We start from the raw sequence: 14,004 nt of genomic DNA on the forward strand, positions 1-14,004 counted from the left end.
GGCGCTACACCTCGGGCGTTGCCTTCAGCAGGGACTTCGAAGCCTCCGCCGACGTCGTCGTTTCCTCGGTCACCGCCGCACGCGGTGCCGGAATCATGGACAGCAGCCGCTGCGCCATGCGTGCACGGTGACTGTCCGCCGTCGCGCAGAGACTGCGTGCCGCCTCGTTGAAGCGCTCCAGCGACGGCGGATCCGAGGGGCCGAGCAGATGAAGCTTCAGCTCAGCGCGGCTGCGGACCAGCGTGTCGTGCTCGGGATTGCGTACGGAGTGCAGCAGTGCCGTCACACCCTCGGCGTCCGGGGTGAGGATCGTCGCCGCGCGGACCGTCGGGAACGCTTCTCGGAAGGCGTCCTCCGGCAGCTCGGTGGTGTTCGCGACGGCGTACGGCTTCTCGCTCGCCAGGTAGTCGGTGACCACGCTCGACACATCGCTGATCAGCAGATCCGCCTGGTTGAAGCAGGCGTACAGCGCGGGCTGCGGGGTCGTGATGATCTGGTGCTCCCAGTCGGGCAGGGATTCCCAGTAGGCGTCTTCCCAGGCGGCCGTGGCCGCGGCGACCGCTTCGGCGCGGCCCGCAGGCGGTGTGCTCTGGGCCAGCATCCGCTCCGCGTCGTCCGAACCCTTCCGGAAGGAGGAGGCGGTGATCCCTTGCAGCTCCGTGGTCCGCAGGGCAAGCGCGGCCGCGGCCTCGGGGCCGGGGCGGGGGCCGGTGCGCCGGCGGTTGGCCTCGCGGATCAGCTCCTGCATGCGCTCGTTCGCGGCTCCCGCACGCGGATCGACCGAACCCGTCATCGGGTGCGGCTTGTAGAGGAGCCGTACCCCGGGGTCGGCGAGCAGCGCACGGACGATGTTCTCGCCGGCCAGGATCACCGACGTGTTACCGGGGTTGCCGTCCCAGCCTTCCCAGGTCGGGGCGTAGAGCACGGTGGTGTGCGGGCCGGTGGGCGGGCCCGCGTACGGGGCGATCGGCGCCAGCTGAGGGCGGCCGATCTCCACCACGTCACGGTCGTCGATACCGACCTCGGCCTGGGCGTAGCGCTCCCGGGCGGCCGGTCCCGCTACCCAGACCTCGTCGTACGCCTTCGCGTAGGGATTGCAGCTGGAGAGCTTGTCGCTCTCACCGTGGTTGACGAAGGCGTGCTTGATCGTCGGGATGCGCAGGACCTGCGAGGTCTTGCCCGAGTTCGCGGGGTGGATCAGCATCTTGAGCGTCGAGTGCTCGAGGCGCATCAGCTGAGCGACCCTGGGGATGCACACGATGGGGATGTCCGTCGCGCCGATCTTCTGCATCATGAAGCGCTCGCGCAGCACGATGAGCGGGCGGCCGTCGGTCCGGGCCAGCGTGTCGAGCCACATGTTCGCCTGGTAGGCGGACGAGGAGCCGCCCGAGAAGTACATGCCGACGGTCGGCTGGTACTCGGCGAGCCAGGCGTCGAACCAGGCGAGAACCTCTTCCTGCGAGGCGGGACGGCGACGGACGAGCCGCCACAGCAGCACGGCCGGCCCGGCGCAGGCGAGCAGGACCGAAAGGCCGATGCCGACGGCGGCGAACTCCGGCTCGTCGCTCGCCGCCGTCGTCAGCAGGCCCGCGGTCGCGGGCAGACCGAACAGCAGCAGCCGCGGTCCGGGCCCGCCCATCAGCAGCGCGGGGGGTGCCGGGGTGATCCGCAGGGCGGAGGCGTCGATGTTGCGCGTCAGCAGGGGCATGGTGCGGCTGGAGCGCACAAGGATCGCCGTGGCGTGGCCGGCGAAGTGGAGCGCGTAGAAGAAGAGCAGAGCGCAGACGAGGGGGAGGTAGGCCGTCTCCCGCTGCTGGCTGTCCAGTTCGAGCACGCCCACGACGAGCAGCAGGTCGCGTATGACCTGCCGTACCGTGACATCGGCTCTGACCTTGGTGAACTGCGAGTTCAGGCCTGGCTGCCAGCGGTGCAGGGCGGCTTCCGTCGCGAGACCGGTCGCCGTTGCCGCGATGAGCAGGGGGACGTTCGGAAGAAGCGCGGCGGTGGCCTGGGCGACGAACGACGCGGCCAGCACGAATATCAGGAAGGGCTTCGCGGCAGGCCGCATGGTGAGGGGAAGAGGTTGCACTCGGGGGACTCCAAGCAGCTCGAGCTCGCGCAGGGCGCGATTGCGGCCGGATGGCACGGTGATCGGGCCGACTGGTATAGCCAGGGCCGGGGCCCCGGAAGCGGGTGTGATCCGACCCCACCGTAGAGAAACCACGTCATCCACTTGTGTGGCTCAGGTGAGGACTGTGTAACAATATGCAGCTTCGTACAACCATTCTAAATGATGATCATGCGGCTGTGCACATCCCGTCAGTCGGCTGTGTGCTGACAGTCGCGGGCCGGTCCGCACAGATGGGCGCGTATCGGCATCCGGGGATGCCCCGGGTGGCCTCGGGCGGTCGGAAACGCGGTCGGTGCGGAAGGTAATTCCCGCATCCTCTGTCGCGGTGGAAGGAATGTACGAAACAGGAAAATGTTTCCGAGTGTCAATCGGGCGCATCTCGATTCCGTGGGCCCATTCGCGACGGATCGGACAGTGGATCTCAGTAAAATCGCCCCGAAGGTCGCGGTCGCGACATGACCGGAATCTCACCATCGGGCAGGGAAAATGAAAGCTCTCGTACTTTCCGGTGGGGCCGGCACCCGGCTCCGTCCCATTACGCACACCTCTGCCAAACAGCTGGTCCCGGTCGCGAACAAGCCGGTGCTGTTCTACGGCCTGGAAGCCATTGCGGAAGCGGGCATCACCGAGGTCGGCATCATTGTGGGCGACACTGCCGCAGAGATTCGCGCGGCTGTCGGCGACGGTTCCCGGTTCGGCATCGAGGTTACGTACATCCCGCAGGACGAGCCGCTCGGGCTCGCGCACGCGGTGCTGATCGCCCGGCGCTTCCTGGGGGACGACGACTTCGTCATGTACCTCGGTGACAACTTCATCGTCGGCGGGATCGCCGGCCTGGTCGAGGAGTTCCGCGCCGACCGGCCCGATGCGCAGATCCTGCTGACCCAGGTGCCCGACCCGAGCGCCTTCGGCGTCGCCGAACTCGACGGCGACGGCCGGGTGGCGGCGCTGGAGGAGAAACCGAAGGAGCCGAAGAGCGATCTGGCGCTGGTCGGTGTCTACCTCTTCACCCCCGTCATCCATGAGGCGGTGCGCTCCATCGCACCCTCCTGGCGGGGCGAGCTGGAGATCACGCACGCCATCCAGTGGCTGATCGACCAGAAGCGCGACGTCCGCTCCACCACGATCCGCGGGTACTGGAAGGACACCGGCAATGTCACCGACATGCTGGAGGTCAACCGGACGGTGCTGGAGACCGTCGAGCCCTCCGTCGAGGGCGCCGACGTCGACGACGAGAGCGAGATCATCGGCCGGGTCCGGATCGAGGCGGGCGCCAAGGTCAGCGGCAGCCGGATCGTAGGTCCCGCGATCATCGGCGCCCGCTCGGTGATCCGCGGCGCGTATGTCGGTCCGTTCACCTCCGTCTCGGAGGACTGCCGGATCGAGGACAGTGAGATCGAGTACTCGATCGTCCTGCGGGGTGCCTCGATCGACGGTGTCCGCCGCGTCGAGGCGTCACTCATCGGCCATGACGTCGAAGTGACCCCCGCGCCCCGCTCCCCGTCCGCCCATCGACTCGTGCTCGGTGACCACAGCAAGGTGCAGATCTCCTCATGACCACTCGCATCCTGGTGACCGGCGGGGCCGGCTTCATCGGCTCGCACTACGTCCGTACGGTGCTCGGCCCGCAGGGGCCCGGGGGCGTCGCCGTCACCGTGCTCGACAAGCTCACCTACGCCGGCAACCCGGCCAACCTCGACGAGGTCCGCGACCATCCCGGATTCGCCTTCGAGCAGGGCGACATCTGCGACGCGGAGCTGGTCGCCAAGCTGATGGCCGAGCACGACCAGGTGGTGCACTTCGCCGCCGAGTCCCATGTGGACCGGTCCATCGACGGCGGCGCCGAGTTCGTCCGTACGAATGTGGTGGGCACGCACACCCTGGTCCATGCCGCGCATCTGGCGGACATCGAGACCTTCGTGCACATCTCCACCGACGAGGTCTACGGCTCGATCGACGAGGGCTCCTGGCCCGAGACCGACCCGCTGGCACCCAACTCGCCGTACGCCGCGGCCAAGGCGTCCAGCGACCTGATCGCCCTCTCGTACCACCGCACGCACGGCCTCGACGTGCGCGTGACCCGCTGCTCCAACAACTACGGGCACCACCACTTCCCCGAGAAGGTCATCCCGCTGTTCGTCACGAACCTGCTGGACGGCAAGCCGGTACCGCTGTACGGCGACGGCGCCAACGTCCGCGACTGGCTGCACATCGACGACCATGTGCAGGGCATCGAACTGGTCCGCACGAAGGGCCGCGCCGGTGAGGTCTACAACATCGGCGGCGGCACCGAACTGTCCAACAAGGAGCTCACCGGCCTGTTGTTGAACGCCTGCGGCGCCGACTGGGAGACCGGCGTCATCCATGTCGAGGACCGCAAGGGCCACGACCGCCGCTACTCCGTCGACTGCACGAAGATCCGCGACGAGCTCGGCTACGAGCCCCGCAAGGACTTCCGCACCGGTCTCGCCGAGACCGTGCAGTGGTACCGCGACAACCGCGCCTGGTGGGAGCCGCTGAAGGACAGGGCCGCGCTGTGAGCCCCGTCTGGCTGGTCACCGGAGCCGCCGGAATGCTCGGCCGGGACGTCCTGGCCCGGCTCGCCGGCGAGTCCGTCACCGCGGTCGCCGCGAACCGCGTGGCCCTCGACATCGCCGACCCCGCCTTGGTGCATGCCGCCCTGGAGTTCCACCGCCCCGCCGTCGTGGTGAACTGCGCCGCCTGGACCGCCGTCGACGACGCCGAGTCGCAGGAGGAGGCGGCGCTGCGGGTCAACGGCACGGGCCCCGAGGTCCTCGCCGCGGCCTGCCGTGAGCACGGCGTCGTGCTTCTCCAGGTCTCCACCGACTACGTCTTCGCCGGGGACGCCCAGAAGCCGTACCCGGAGGACGCCGCCGCCGGCCCGCGCAGCGCCTACGGCCGGACCAAACTGGCCGGGGAACGCGCCGTGCTGGACACCCTCCCGGACACCGGTTACGTCGTCCGTACCGCCTGGCTGTACGGCGCGTACGGCCCCAACTTCGTCCGTACGATGATCGAACTCGAGGGCGTCAAGGACGCCCTCGATGTGGTCGACGACCAGCGTGGGCAGCCCACTTGGACCGCAGATCTGGCCGACCGGCTCGTCCGGCTCGGACAGGCCGCCCTGGCCGGCGCCGTCCCCGCGGGCATCTACCACGGCACCAGCGGCGGGCAGACGACCTGGTTCGGCTTCACCCGGGAGATCTTCCGGCTGCTCGGGGCCGACCCGGCGCGTGTCCGCCCCACCACCAGCGGCGCCTTCGTCCGGCCTGCACCCAGGCCCGCGTTCAGTGTGCTCGGGCACGACCGCTGGGCGGCGGCCGGAATGGAACCGATCCGCGACTGGCGGGTGGCGCTGGCGGAGGCGTTCCCCGCCCTGCTCGCAGCGGAACGGCACAGCTCGCAGCGATGACCTCGCCCTCCGAGCCCCGCTGAATTCCGCCGGGGCCGCCCGTACCTCCCGCGGTCCCGGCCGGGCTCAGCCTCGGGCGCGCAGCTCCGCGTAGTACGCCTGACAGGCCTCGTACGACGGCAGCAGCCCCTGCTCCTCGGCCTCGGCCAGCGAGGGTGCGGCGGCATCCTTGTCGGAGAGGAGCGGCGTGACGCCCTCGGGCCATTCGATGCCCAGCTCGGGGTCGAGCGGATTGATGCCGCGTTCACGACCGGGCGCGTAACCCTCGGAACACAGGTAGACGACCGCTGTGTCATCGGTCAGCGCCATGAAGGAGTGACCGAGTCCCTCGGCGACGTAGACGGCGTGATGGACCACGTCATCGAGGCGTACCGCTTCCCACTGCTTGTACGTGGGGGAGCCGACCCGGATGTCCACGATGACGTCGAGCACCACGCCCCGTACACATGTCACGTACTTGGCCTGGCTCGGCGGCACATCGGCGAAGTGGATGCCGCGCAGGGTGCCCCGGCTGGAGATCGAGTAGTTGGCCTGCGCCAGCTGCAGACCGTGTCCGGTGGCGTCATCGAGGTCGGACCTCTTGAACCACTCGTGGAAGCTGCCGCGACTGTCCGGGAAGAGCTTGGGTTCATGCACCCAGGCCCCTGGGAAGGAGAGCTGCCGCATGCGATCACATCCTTGTTCTGGCGTTCGAGACAGACCGGAATGGCGAAAGCCAATTTAACGGGAATTGTCGCCGTCCATGGCTCCGGTGAATGAGATGTCCCGATGGCCAATTGGATTGATGCGCAATGATTGAGACCGACCATGTCGGTACGGAGTATGTGAATCATTTGATGTGACTTTCGTTGCCACGCCGCCCGCAGGCTGTGCGGTCATCAATCCGTGGCCGGAAGATGGAAAGCGGGAGTCCGATTATCGGGAACGCCTGTTCGGTCCGGTGTTCCACCCCGCTCGCGTACCCTGACGGCCAGGCAGACGCAGCCGATGGCGATGAAGACGACGAGGGCAGGAACGTGCACGTGGCAGGGGCAAGGCAGGGTGTGACCGAAGCGCGCAGGATCGTGATCAAGGTCGGTTCCTCGTCCCTGACCACCGCGGCCGGCGGCCTCGACGCCGACCGGGTCGACGCGCTCGTCGATGTCCTCGCCAAGGTCAGGAGCGGCGGGGAGAAGGAGATAGTCCTCGTCTCCTCCGGAGCCATCGCCGCCGGACTCGCCCCGCTCGGCCTGCACCGCCGGCCCCGGGACCTGGCCAGGCAGCAGGCCGCGGCCAGCGTCGGCCAGGGGCTGCTCGTCGCCCGCTACACCGCCTCCTTCGCGCGCTACGGCGTACGCGTCGGCCAGGTGCTGCTCACCAGCAACGACACCAGCCGCCGCGCTCACTACCGCAACGCCTACCGCACCCTGGACCAGCTCCTGGCGATGGGCGCGCTCCCGATCGTCAACGAGAACGACACCGTCGCCACCGACGAGATCCGGTTCGGCGACAACGACCGGCTCGCCGCGCTCGTCGCCCATCTCGTCCGCGCCGATCTGCTGGTCCTCCTCTCCGACGTGGACGGCCTCTACGACGGCGACCCCAGCACCCCCGGCACCTCACGCATCGCCGAAGTGACCGGCCCGGCCGATCTGGCCGATGTCACCATCGGCAGCGCGGGAAAGGCGGGCGTCGGTACCGGCGGCATGGTCACCAAGGTCGAAGCCGCCCGAATCGCCACGGCCGCCGGGGTGCCGGTCGTCCTGACCTCCGCGAGCCGCGCCGCCGACGCCCTGGCCGGCCGCGACACCGGTACGTACTTCCGCCGCACCGGACGCCGTTCGGCGGACCGGCTGCTCTGGCTGGCCCACGCCTCCACCCCGCAGGGGTCGCTGACCCTCGACGACGGGGCGGTGCAGGCCGTCGTCGAACGCCACAGCTCGCTTCTGCCGGCCGGAATCGCCGCCGTCGAGGGCGAATTCACCGCGGGGGACCCGGTGGAACTGCGTGACCTCCAGGGCCGCCCCGTGGCCCGCGGGCTCGTCAACTTCGATGCCAAGGAGATTCCGCAACTGCTCGGCCGGTCCACCCGGGACCTGGCGCGCGAACTCGGCCCGGCGTACGAACGCGAGGTCGTACACAGGGACGATCTGGTCATCCTGCACCCCTGACCGGCCCCCTGAAACGGCTGAAAGTCCGGACTTCGGGCAGGGACCTTCATGAAAACCGCCCCACGCCAGGCCCCGGACTGGTCAACTTTGTAACGGGGACACAGCGGGGGTACAGCACAGCAACGCATTCACAGGAGGCCGCCGGTGAGACGAGCTCGCCCGGGGGCGCCGCCCCGAGGAACGGGTGGCCGCGCCTTGACCAGCGTCGGAGCAGGTGTCGGCTTCGACGAGGTCCGGTCCGTCGACCGGACCACCGACGGGACCACCACCGACCCCGAGCCGGTGGTGGCGCAGGAGGAACACACCCGGTCGAAGCTGTGGCACATCACGCTCAGCGTCTCGGGTGCCGAGACACCGCTGAAGGAGGTCAGACGCGGTCTCGAACAGCTCGCCAACGACCATCCCTTCCTGCTGACCAGCCGATACGCCAACGACCACGCGGAGATCCGCTACTGGGAAGAGGCACGGGACCTGCACGACGCAGCGGCGGTCGCACTGCGGCTGTGGGGCGAGCACCGCTCCAGCGCCAAGCTGCCGCCCTGGGAGATCGTCGGCCTGGAGGTCATCGACCGGGAGACGTACCACCAGCGCATCGCGGAAGGATACGGACCGCCCCCGGCGGCCCCGGTCGGCGTGCACCCGTACTGACCGGTCGGCCCCGCTCGGGACGGCCGTCTCGCATCACGGGATACCTGCGGAATGCCCGCAGTGTGCGCACTACTCTGCGGGCATGACCACGCTTTCGCCGTACGACAACATGTCCCCGGTCGCCCAGGCCGCCTACCGGGCCCGCTCCGCCGCCGCCGACATCGCGCCACTGCCGCGCGCGGCGAAGGACGACGCCCTGCTGGCGATCGCGGACGCGCTGGAAGTGCGGACGGCCGAGATCGTCGCGGCCAACGCCGAGGACGTGGCCCGCGCCCGCGAGGCCGGGACCAGCGAATCGATCGTCGACCGGCTCACCCTCACTCCCGAGCGGATCCGGGCCATCGCCGCCGATGTGCGGGACGTGGCGGCGCTGCCCGACCCGGTCGGCGAAGTGGTGCGCGGCTCGACCCTGCCCAACGGCATCGACCTGCGCCAGGTCCGGGTGCCGCTCGGCGTGGTCGGGATCATCTACGAGGCCCGGCCCAATGTCACGGTGGACGCGGCGGCGCTCTGTCTGAAGTCCGGCAATGCCGTTCTGCTGCGCGGTTCGTCCTCCGCGTACGCCTCCAACACCGCACTCGTCCGGGTGCTGCGTGACGCGGTCGGCGGCTCCGGTCTGCCGGCCGACGCGGTGCAGCTGGTGCCGGGCGAGAACCGCGACTCGGTACGGGAACTGATGCGGGCCCGTGGTCTCGTCGACGTGCTGATCCCGCGCGGCGGTGCGTCCCTGATCCGCACGGTCGTCGAGGAGTCCACCGTTCCGGTCATCGAGACCGGTACCGGCAACTGCCATGTGTACGTGGACGCGCAGACCGACCTCGGCATGGCCGTAGACATCCTCATCAACTCCAAGGCCCAGCGGCCGAGTGTCTGCAACGCCGCCGAGACGCTGCTGGTCCACAAGGACATCGCCGCGGAGTTCCTGCCCCGGGCGCTGGACGCGCTGGCCGACGCAGGGGTGACGGTGCACGGCGACGAGCGGGTGCTGGAGTTCGCCGAGGGGTCCAAGGCCACCGTCGTGCCGGCGACGCCGGAGGACTGGGAGACCGAGTACCTCTCGTACGACATCGCGGCCGCCGTCGTCGAATCGCTGGACGCGGCCGTCGCCCACATCCGGCTCTGGTCCTCCGGTCACACCGAGGCGATCGTCACCACGTCGCAGGCTGCCGCCCGCCGGTTCACTCAACTGGTGGATTCCACGACGGTCGCCGTGAACGCGTCCACCCGGTTCACCGACGGGGGGCAGTTCGGGTTCGGCGCGGAGATCGGAATCTCCACCCAGAAGCTGCACGCCAGGGGCCCGATGGGCCTGCCGGAGCTGACCTCGACGAAGTACATCGTGACCGGGGACGGTCACGTACGGTGATCTTCGGTGCCCGGCGAGTTTGCAGTCTCCCTGCCCAAAACGACTCGCCGGGGCTACGCTGAAGCTGTGCCGGACGACGTGGGGGGCAGGCCGTTTCCGGACGGCTGGGAGCCCGACGACGACCGCGGGGGCGCGGACGAGGACTTCGCCTCCGTGGTGTTCGACGAGGACTTCGTCCGGGCTGCCGAGTTCCATGAAGCCACCGCGGTCGAGCGGCTGTTGGCGGCCGCCCAGGCGCGTGCCGAGGCCGAGGCCGCCCGGGCCCGCGCCGGTGGCGGCCCGGCCGACGACGAGCTGTACGACGACGGATACGGGCAGGGCGGCGCATACGGCCGCGGGAGCCCCTACGGCGACCCGCTGGACCACGACGGGCTCGACGACTACGACAACGGCCCGTACGGGCGCCATGGCGGCTCCTTGCGCCCCTACCGGGGTGCCGCGCGATGGCACCGTCCGGTGGCCTGGCTGCTCGCGCTGCTGATGGGTATCGGCATGGTCGCGCTGGCCTTCAGCGCCGTCTACCGGGGCGCCTCGGCCAACCGCCAGGACCAGATCCCACCACCCGCCACGACCGGGGTGGACAGCGCGCCCGGCTCCGGCGTCGCCCCATCCGCTTCCGCCGACCTTTTCCGCCCCACGGTGTCCGCGGTCCCGCGCACGCCCTGATACGCGCAACGCCCTGGCGTGTGAGAACTCGGATCGAGTTCTCACACGCCAGGGCGTTTACGTTCGAGGCAATCGACCTACCCTGAAGGTGTGACCCCTCCCCCGGAGGGGGCTTCTCACTCGTCCGCACACGCGAACTCGTGACGGACAGGCCCTGCCCGAGGCCCTTTCGGCCGAAGCAGAGCGTAGCGTGTCGGCTTCGGCCGGTGACGTGGAGTCGGGAGAAGTCATGACAGGCCGTGGAGAACCGCCAGAAGGAGCACCCGAGGGGCTCCCCGGTGGTGGTGAGGACGAGTACCGGTCCGTCGTCTTCGACGAGTCGTTCGTCCGTGCTGCCCGGCTCCAGGAATTCTCCGCCCAGGAACGCATGGGCGAGCACGCCCGCGCCGTACGCAGCCTCCCGGCCCGGCACTTCCGCACCGGATCCCGGGCCGTCATCGCCCTGATCGTCCTGATAGCCATCGCCTTCGCCACGGCCGTCTACATGGGCCTCAGCAACCCGTACCAGCCACCCGTCGGCAGACGAGCCGAGCCGCTCCGGTCGACCGTCATACCCCTGGCGCCCCGCGTAGCCGTCCCCGGCGGCAAGGCCGCCGACCTCTTCGCCACGAGCCCCGCCGCCCACTTCCGGACAGGTGCCGCAGGCATCAACCTTCCGATGACCCGGCGGACCGAAAACTTCTCGGACAGCCAGGTGACCACTGCCCTGACCACGGTGAAGGACTATCTGGTGGCGTCCTCCCTCGACCCCGACGTCCTCACCGGCGGCTCGGTACGGCCGGTGGGGCTGCTGCTCGACCCGGACCAGGCGAACCAGTTCGACCGGAGCATGACCCGATCGGCCGACGACGGGCAGCATGCCGCGACCGGCTGGCTGGTGCGGTTCGACCCGGCGAAGGTGGCGCTGGCCGACCCGGACATCCGGGTCCAGGGGACTCTGGCCTACTCCGAGGCGGGGTCCGACACCCTTGAGGTGGTGTCGGACCACACCTTCACGTACGCCCTGCGTCCGGCCGTCTCAGGCCCCCAAAAAGCGGGCGGCGTCTCGCTGTTCACCGTACGGCGCGAGCTGCACTTCCGCTTCGACCGGGAGGACCTGCGGCTGCACCGGCTGGAGCTGCGGACCAGCTACGTCCAGGCCGGACCGCAGGCCTGCTCGACGGACACGACCGGCACCCTGCACCCGCTGCTCGCCGGAGAGCGGGCGGCCTCCCGCGGGCCGGCGGGCACCGACCCGTATGCGACGGGCCGACCGACGACGGCGCTCTGCGGGACGCTGGAGGTCAGCTCCCGGCTGTCCCGGGCCCCTGAGGGCTCTCCGGGTCCTCCGTCCCCGACTGCCGGGGCGCCCCGGAGTCATCCGTAGCGCCACCCTTGCCTGCCGCACCACTGCCATGGCTGCCGCCGGTGAACTTGTCGCGGAGCTTGCCGCCCAGGTCGCCGGCGCCACCGGCTATGTCGCCCACGAGCTTCATCAGCGGGTCCTTGCTGGTGCGCACCGAGTCGGCGTAGTGCGAGGCGGACTCCCGGAACGAGTCCGTCACCGACGTGTCCTTGTCGTCTTCGCGCCGCGGGTAGTGGCCGTCCATGATCCGCTGGTAGTCGCGGCTCTCGGACCACTTCTTCAACTCGGCCGCGCGCACCGTGGTGAACGGGTGGGAGCGGGGCAGCACATTGAGGATCTTGAGTACGGAATCGCGCAGGTCGCCACCCTTCTCGTACTCGTCCGCCTGGGCGAGGAAGGCGTCCACATTCATCTCGTGCAGATGATTGCCACCGGCAATCTTCATCAGACCGCGCATGGAGGCCTGCGAATCCTGGCCGACCAGCAGCCCCGCCCGGTCCGCGGACAGCTCCGACTTGCGGAACCACTCGCGCAGCGCCATCACGATCGTCATGATCGCCACATTGCCGAGCGGGATCCAGGCGACCTTCAGTGCGAGATTGGTGAGGAACAGCAGAATCGTGCGGTAGACGGCGTGACCGGAGAGGGCATGCCCCACCTCATGGCCGACGACCGCTCGCATCTCCTCCTCGTCGAGCAGCTCCACCAGCCCCGTCGTCACCACGATGATCGGCTCGTCGAGACCGATGCACATGGCATTCGGCTGCGGGTCCTGGTTCACATACATCGGCGGGACCTTCTCCAGGTCCAGGATGTAACAGGCGTCGCGCAGCATGTCGTTGAGATGGGCGAACTGGGCGTCACTCACCCGTACGGAGTCGGAGAGGAAGAGCAACCGCAGACTGCGCTCGGGCAGCAGGCCGCTCAGTGCCTTGAACACCGTGTCGAAACCGCTCAGCTTGCGGAGGGCCACCAGAGCCGACCGGTCCGCCGGGTGTTCGTACGCCCGGGACGAGATGCCCGCGAAACGCCTGCGCTGCCTGCTCGGCACGTGCTCGTGACTCGCGTGGCTGTTGTCGGTCATGAACTGGGCCCCCTGTTCGTACGAGACGTCGCTCGCCCCCTGACAAGTCCCAGCGTAGGTGCTGGGGCTACGGTGTGTGGGGGGCTGTGGATAACTTAGGAGACGCCCAACATGCCGCACACCGTTGCTCTGCTCGCCGCCGCATCCGACGACCAGGGCCCGGGCAACACCCTTCGGATCGTGCTGCTCGCCGCGCTCATCGGCGCGGCGCTGCTCGCCTGGTTCCTGCTGCGCGGATACCGCAACGACGACAACAACGACTGAGTCGGCGTGAGCGTGCCCGGGGCCCCCGCATACGATGTCCGCGACGTCTTCCTTCCGACTCCCGATCGATAGGTCCTGCCGAAGATGAGCCTCACGAGCACCGCACACCAGCTGGTCACTCTCGCCTCCGAGGGTGGCGAGCACGGTGGTAACCACGAAAGCCTCAGCCCGTACCTCACCGGAGGCGGTGCGTTCGTCACGCTTCTGCTCCTGCTGTGGATCACCACCCGCTTCAACCGCGACCGCTGAGGCGGAGGCGTACAGCTGTGCCAGTAGGCTCTGCACGCATGGGAGAGCAGGAAGTGCCTACCGGCCGCGGCAAACGCCGACTCGGTGTGATGGGCGGGACGTTTGACCCGATTCATCATGGACACCTGGTGGCGGCCAGCGAAGTGGCCGCCCAGTTCCACCTCGACGAGGTGGTCTTCGTTCCGACCGGGCAGCCGTGGCAGAAGAGCCACAAGGAGGTTTCCCCGGCCGAGGACCGCTATCTGATGACGGTCATCGCGACGGCGTCCAATCCGCAGTTCTCGGTCAGCCGCAGTGACATCGACCGTGGCGGACCGACGTACACGATCGATACGCTGCGGGACCTGCGCGCGGTCCATGGCGACGCGGACCTCTTCTTCATCACCGGCGCCGACGCGCTCTCGCAGATTCTCACCTGGCGGGACGCCGAGGAACTGTTCTCGCTGTCCCACTTCATCGGTGTGACACGGCCTGGGCACGTGCTCACGGACGACGGGCTGCCGGAGGGCGGTGTCTCCCTAGTGGAGGTCCCGGCGCTCGCGATCTCGTCCACGGACTGTCGTGCGAGAGTCGCGCAGGGGGAACCCGTCTGGTACTTGGTACCGGACGGTGTGGTCCGCTACATCGACAAGCGCCAGCTGTACCGCGGCGAATGAGCCACGGAGAGG

General features: G+C 69.1%; 14 protein-coding genes. 11 read left to right on the forward strand and 3 right to left on the reverse strand.

Annotated elements, in window-relative coordinates; all coding sequences use genetic code 11:
- Window positions 1–4: 4 nt before the first annotated feature.
- Complete coding sequence (locus tag OHB49_RS27930) at window positions 5–2,068, reverse strand: hypothetical protein (RefSeq protein ID WP_329166644.1); 2,064 nt, start codon at window positions 2,066–2,068, stop codon at window positions 5–7.
- Window positions 2,069–2,617: 549 nt separating this feature from the next.
- On the opposite strand from OHB49_RS27930, the gene OHB49_RS27935 reads away from it, so the two are divergent.
- From OHB49_RS27935 to rfbD, 3 genes are read left to right on the forward strand one after another with little or no spacing between them, the layout of a single operon-like run.
- Complete coding sequence (locus tag OHB49_RS27935) at window positions 2,618–3,688, forward strand: glucose-1-phosphate thymidylyltransferase (protein WP_329163829.1); 1,071 nt, start codon at window positions 2,618–2,620, stop codon at window positions 3,686–3,688.
- Window positions 3,685–4,671: a dTDP-glucose 4,6-dehydratase gene (gene rfbB / locus OHB49_RS27940; RefSeq protein WP_329163830.1), complete on the forward strand. Its 987-nt coding sequence runs from the start codon at window positions 3,685–3,687 to the stop codon at window positions 4,669–4,671. Before OHB49_RS27935 ends, rfbB begins: the two co-directional genes overlap by 4 nt.
- A gap of 32 nt (window positions 4,672–4,703) precedes the next feature.
- Window positions 4,704–5,564, forward strand: coding sequence for a dTDP-4-dehydrorhamnose reductase (rfbD, locus tag OHB49_RS27945; protein ID WP_443079673.1), 861 nt, complete (start codon window positions 4,704–4,706; stop codon window positions 5,562–5,564).
- 66 nt (window positions 5,565–5,630) lie between these two features.
- Here rfbD and OHB49_RS27950 read toward each other — a convergent pair whose 3' ends face one another.
- A complete protein-coding gene (locus OHB49_RS27950) occupies window positions 5,631–6,230 on the reverse strand; it encodes a dTDP-4-dehydrorhamnose 3,5-epimerase family protein (RefSeq protein ID WP_030970133.1) in 600 nt (199 codons plus the stop codon).
- A gap of 377 nt (window positions 6,231–6,607) precedes the next feature.
- On the opposite strand from OHB49_RS27950, the gene proB reads away from it, so the two are divergent.
- From proB to OHB49_RS27975, 5 genes are all read left to right on the forward strand, one after another.
- Entirely contained in the window at window positions 6,608–7,714 is a 1,107-nt protein-coding gene (gene proB / locus OHB49_RS27955) for a glutamate 5-kinase (protein ID WP_030921183.1), read from the forward strand.
- Between the two features lie 144 nt (window positions 7,715–7,858).
- On the forward strand, window positions 7,859–8,362 hold the full coding sequence (locus OHB49_RS27960; protein ID WP_030970137.1) for a hypothetical protein: 504 nt from the start codon (window positions 7,859–7,861) through the stop codon (window positions 8,360–8,362).
- A gap of 82 nt (window positions 8,363–8,444) precedes the next feature.
- On the forward strand, window positions 8,445–9,728 hold the full coding sequence (locus OHB49_RS27965; RefSeq protein WP_329163832.1) for a glutamate-5-semialdehyde dehydrogenase: 1,284 nt from the start codon (window positions 8,445–8,447) through the stop codon (window positions 9,726–9,728).
- Between the two features lie 66 nt (window positions 9,729–9,794).
- Window positions 9,795–10,394, forward strand: a complete 600-nt coding sequence (locus OHB49_RS27970) for an SCO2584 family spore wall biosynthesis protein (protein ID WP_329163833.1) — start codon at window positions 9,795–9,797, stop codon at window positions 10,392–10,394.
- A gap of 229 nt (window positions 10,395–10,623) precedes the next feature.
- Window positions 10,624–11,760, forward strand: a complete 1,137-nt coding sequence (locus OHB49_RS27975) for an SCO2583 family membrane protein (protein ID WP_030970143.1) — start codon at window positions 10,624–10,626, stop codon at window positions 11,758–11,760.
- Here the strand turns inward: OHB49_RS27975 and OHB49_RS27980 are convergent.
- Entirely contained in the window at window positions 11,678–12,823 is a 1,146-nt protein-coding gene (locus OHB49_RS27980; protein ID WP_030970145.1) for a M48 family metallopeptidase, read from the reverse strand. The two genes, OHB49_RS27975 and OHB49_RS27980, sit on opposite strands and share 83 nt — an antisense overlap.
- A gap of 111 nt (window positions 12,824–12,934) precedes the next feature.
- On the opposite strand from OHB49_RS27980, the gene OHB49_RS27985 reads away from it, so the two are divergent.
- The 3 genes from OHB49_RS27985 (at window position 12,935) to nadD (ending at window position 13,992) form a co-directional block, all read left to right on the forward strand.
- Entirely contained in the window at window positions 12,935–13,087 is a 153-nt protein-coding gene (locus OHB49_RS27985; RefSeq protein WP_037822282.1) for a hypothetical protein, read from the forward strand.
- Between the two features lie 84 nt (window positions 13,088–13,171).
- Entirely contained in the window at window positions 13,172–13,336 is a 165-nt protein-coding gene (locus OHB49_RS27990; RefSeq protein ID WP_030921167.1) for a hypothetical protein, read from the forward strand.
- Window positions 13,337–13,374: 38 nt separating this feature from the next.
- Window positions 13,375–13,992 carry a nicotinate-nucleotide adenylyltransferase gene (gene nadD, locus OHB49_RS27995; RefSeq protein WP_030970147.1) on the forward strand — a complete coding sequence of 206 codons (618 nt, stop codon included), beginning with the start codon at window positions 13,375–13,377 and terminating at the stop codon, window positions 13,990–13,992.
- Window positions 13,993–14,004: the final 12 nt, after the last annotated feature.

The organism is Streptomyces sp. NBC_01717 (assembly GCF_036248255.1).
In the GTDB taxonomy this organism is placed as follows: domain Bacteria; phylum Actinomycetota; class Actinomycetes; order Streptomycetales; family Streptomycetaceae; genus Streptomyces.

What these genes read in the sequence shown, in the direction of transcription:
- OHB49_RS27935 (WP_329163829.1), top strand. Translation starts at nt 2,618, where the DNA reads ATGAAAGCTCTCGTACTTTCCGGTGGGGCCGGCACCCGGCTCCGTCCC.
- OHB49_RS27965 (WP_329163832.1), top strand. Translation starts at nt 8,445, where the DNA reads ATGACCACGCTTTCGCCGTACGACAACATGTCCCCGGTCGCCCAGGCC.
- nadD (WP_030970147.1), top strand. Translation starts at nt 13,375, where the DNA reads ATGGGAGAGCAGGAAGTGCCTACCGGCCGCGGCAAACGCCGACTCGGT.
- OHB49_RS27950 (WP_030970133.1), bottom strand. Translation starts at nt 6,230, where the DNA reads ATGCGGCAGCTCTCCTTCCCAGGGGCCTGGGTGCATGAACCCAAGCTC.
- OHB49_RS27980 (WP_030970145.1), bottom strand. Translation starts at nt 12,823, where the DNA reads ATGACCGACAACAGCCACGCGAGTCACGAGCACGTGCCGAGCAGGCAG.
- OHB49_RS27985 (WP_037822282.1), top strand. Translation starts at nt 12,935, where the DNA reads ATGCCGCACACCGTTGCTCTGCTCGCCGCCGCATCCGACGACCAGGGC.
- OHB49_RS27975 (WP_030970143.1), top strand. Translation starts at nt 10,624, where the DNA reads ATGACAGGCCGTGGAGAACCGCCAGAAGGAGCACCCGAGGGGCTCCCC.
- OHB49_RS27990 (WP_030921167.1), top strand. Translation starts at nt 13,172, where the DNA reads ATGAGCCTCACGAGCACCGCACACCAGCTGGTCACTCTCGCCTCCGAG.
- rfbB (WP_329163830.1), top strand. Translation starts at nt 3,685, where the DNA reads ATGACCACTCGCATCCTGGTGACCGGCGGGGCCGGCTTCATCGGCTCG.
- OHB49_RS27930 (WP_329166644.1), bottom strand. Translation starts at nt 2,068, where the DNA reads ATGCGGCCTGCCGCGAAGCCCTTCCTGATATTCGTGCTGGCCGCGTCG.
- rfbD (WP_443079673.1), top strand. Translation starts at nt 4,704, where the DNA reads ATGCTCGGCCGGGACGTCCTGGCCCGGCTCGCCGGCGAGTCCGTCACC.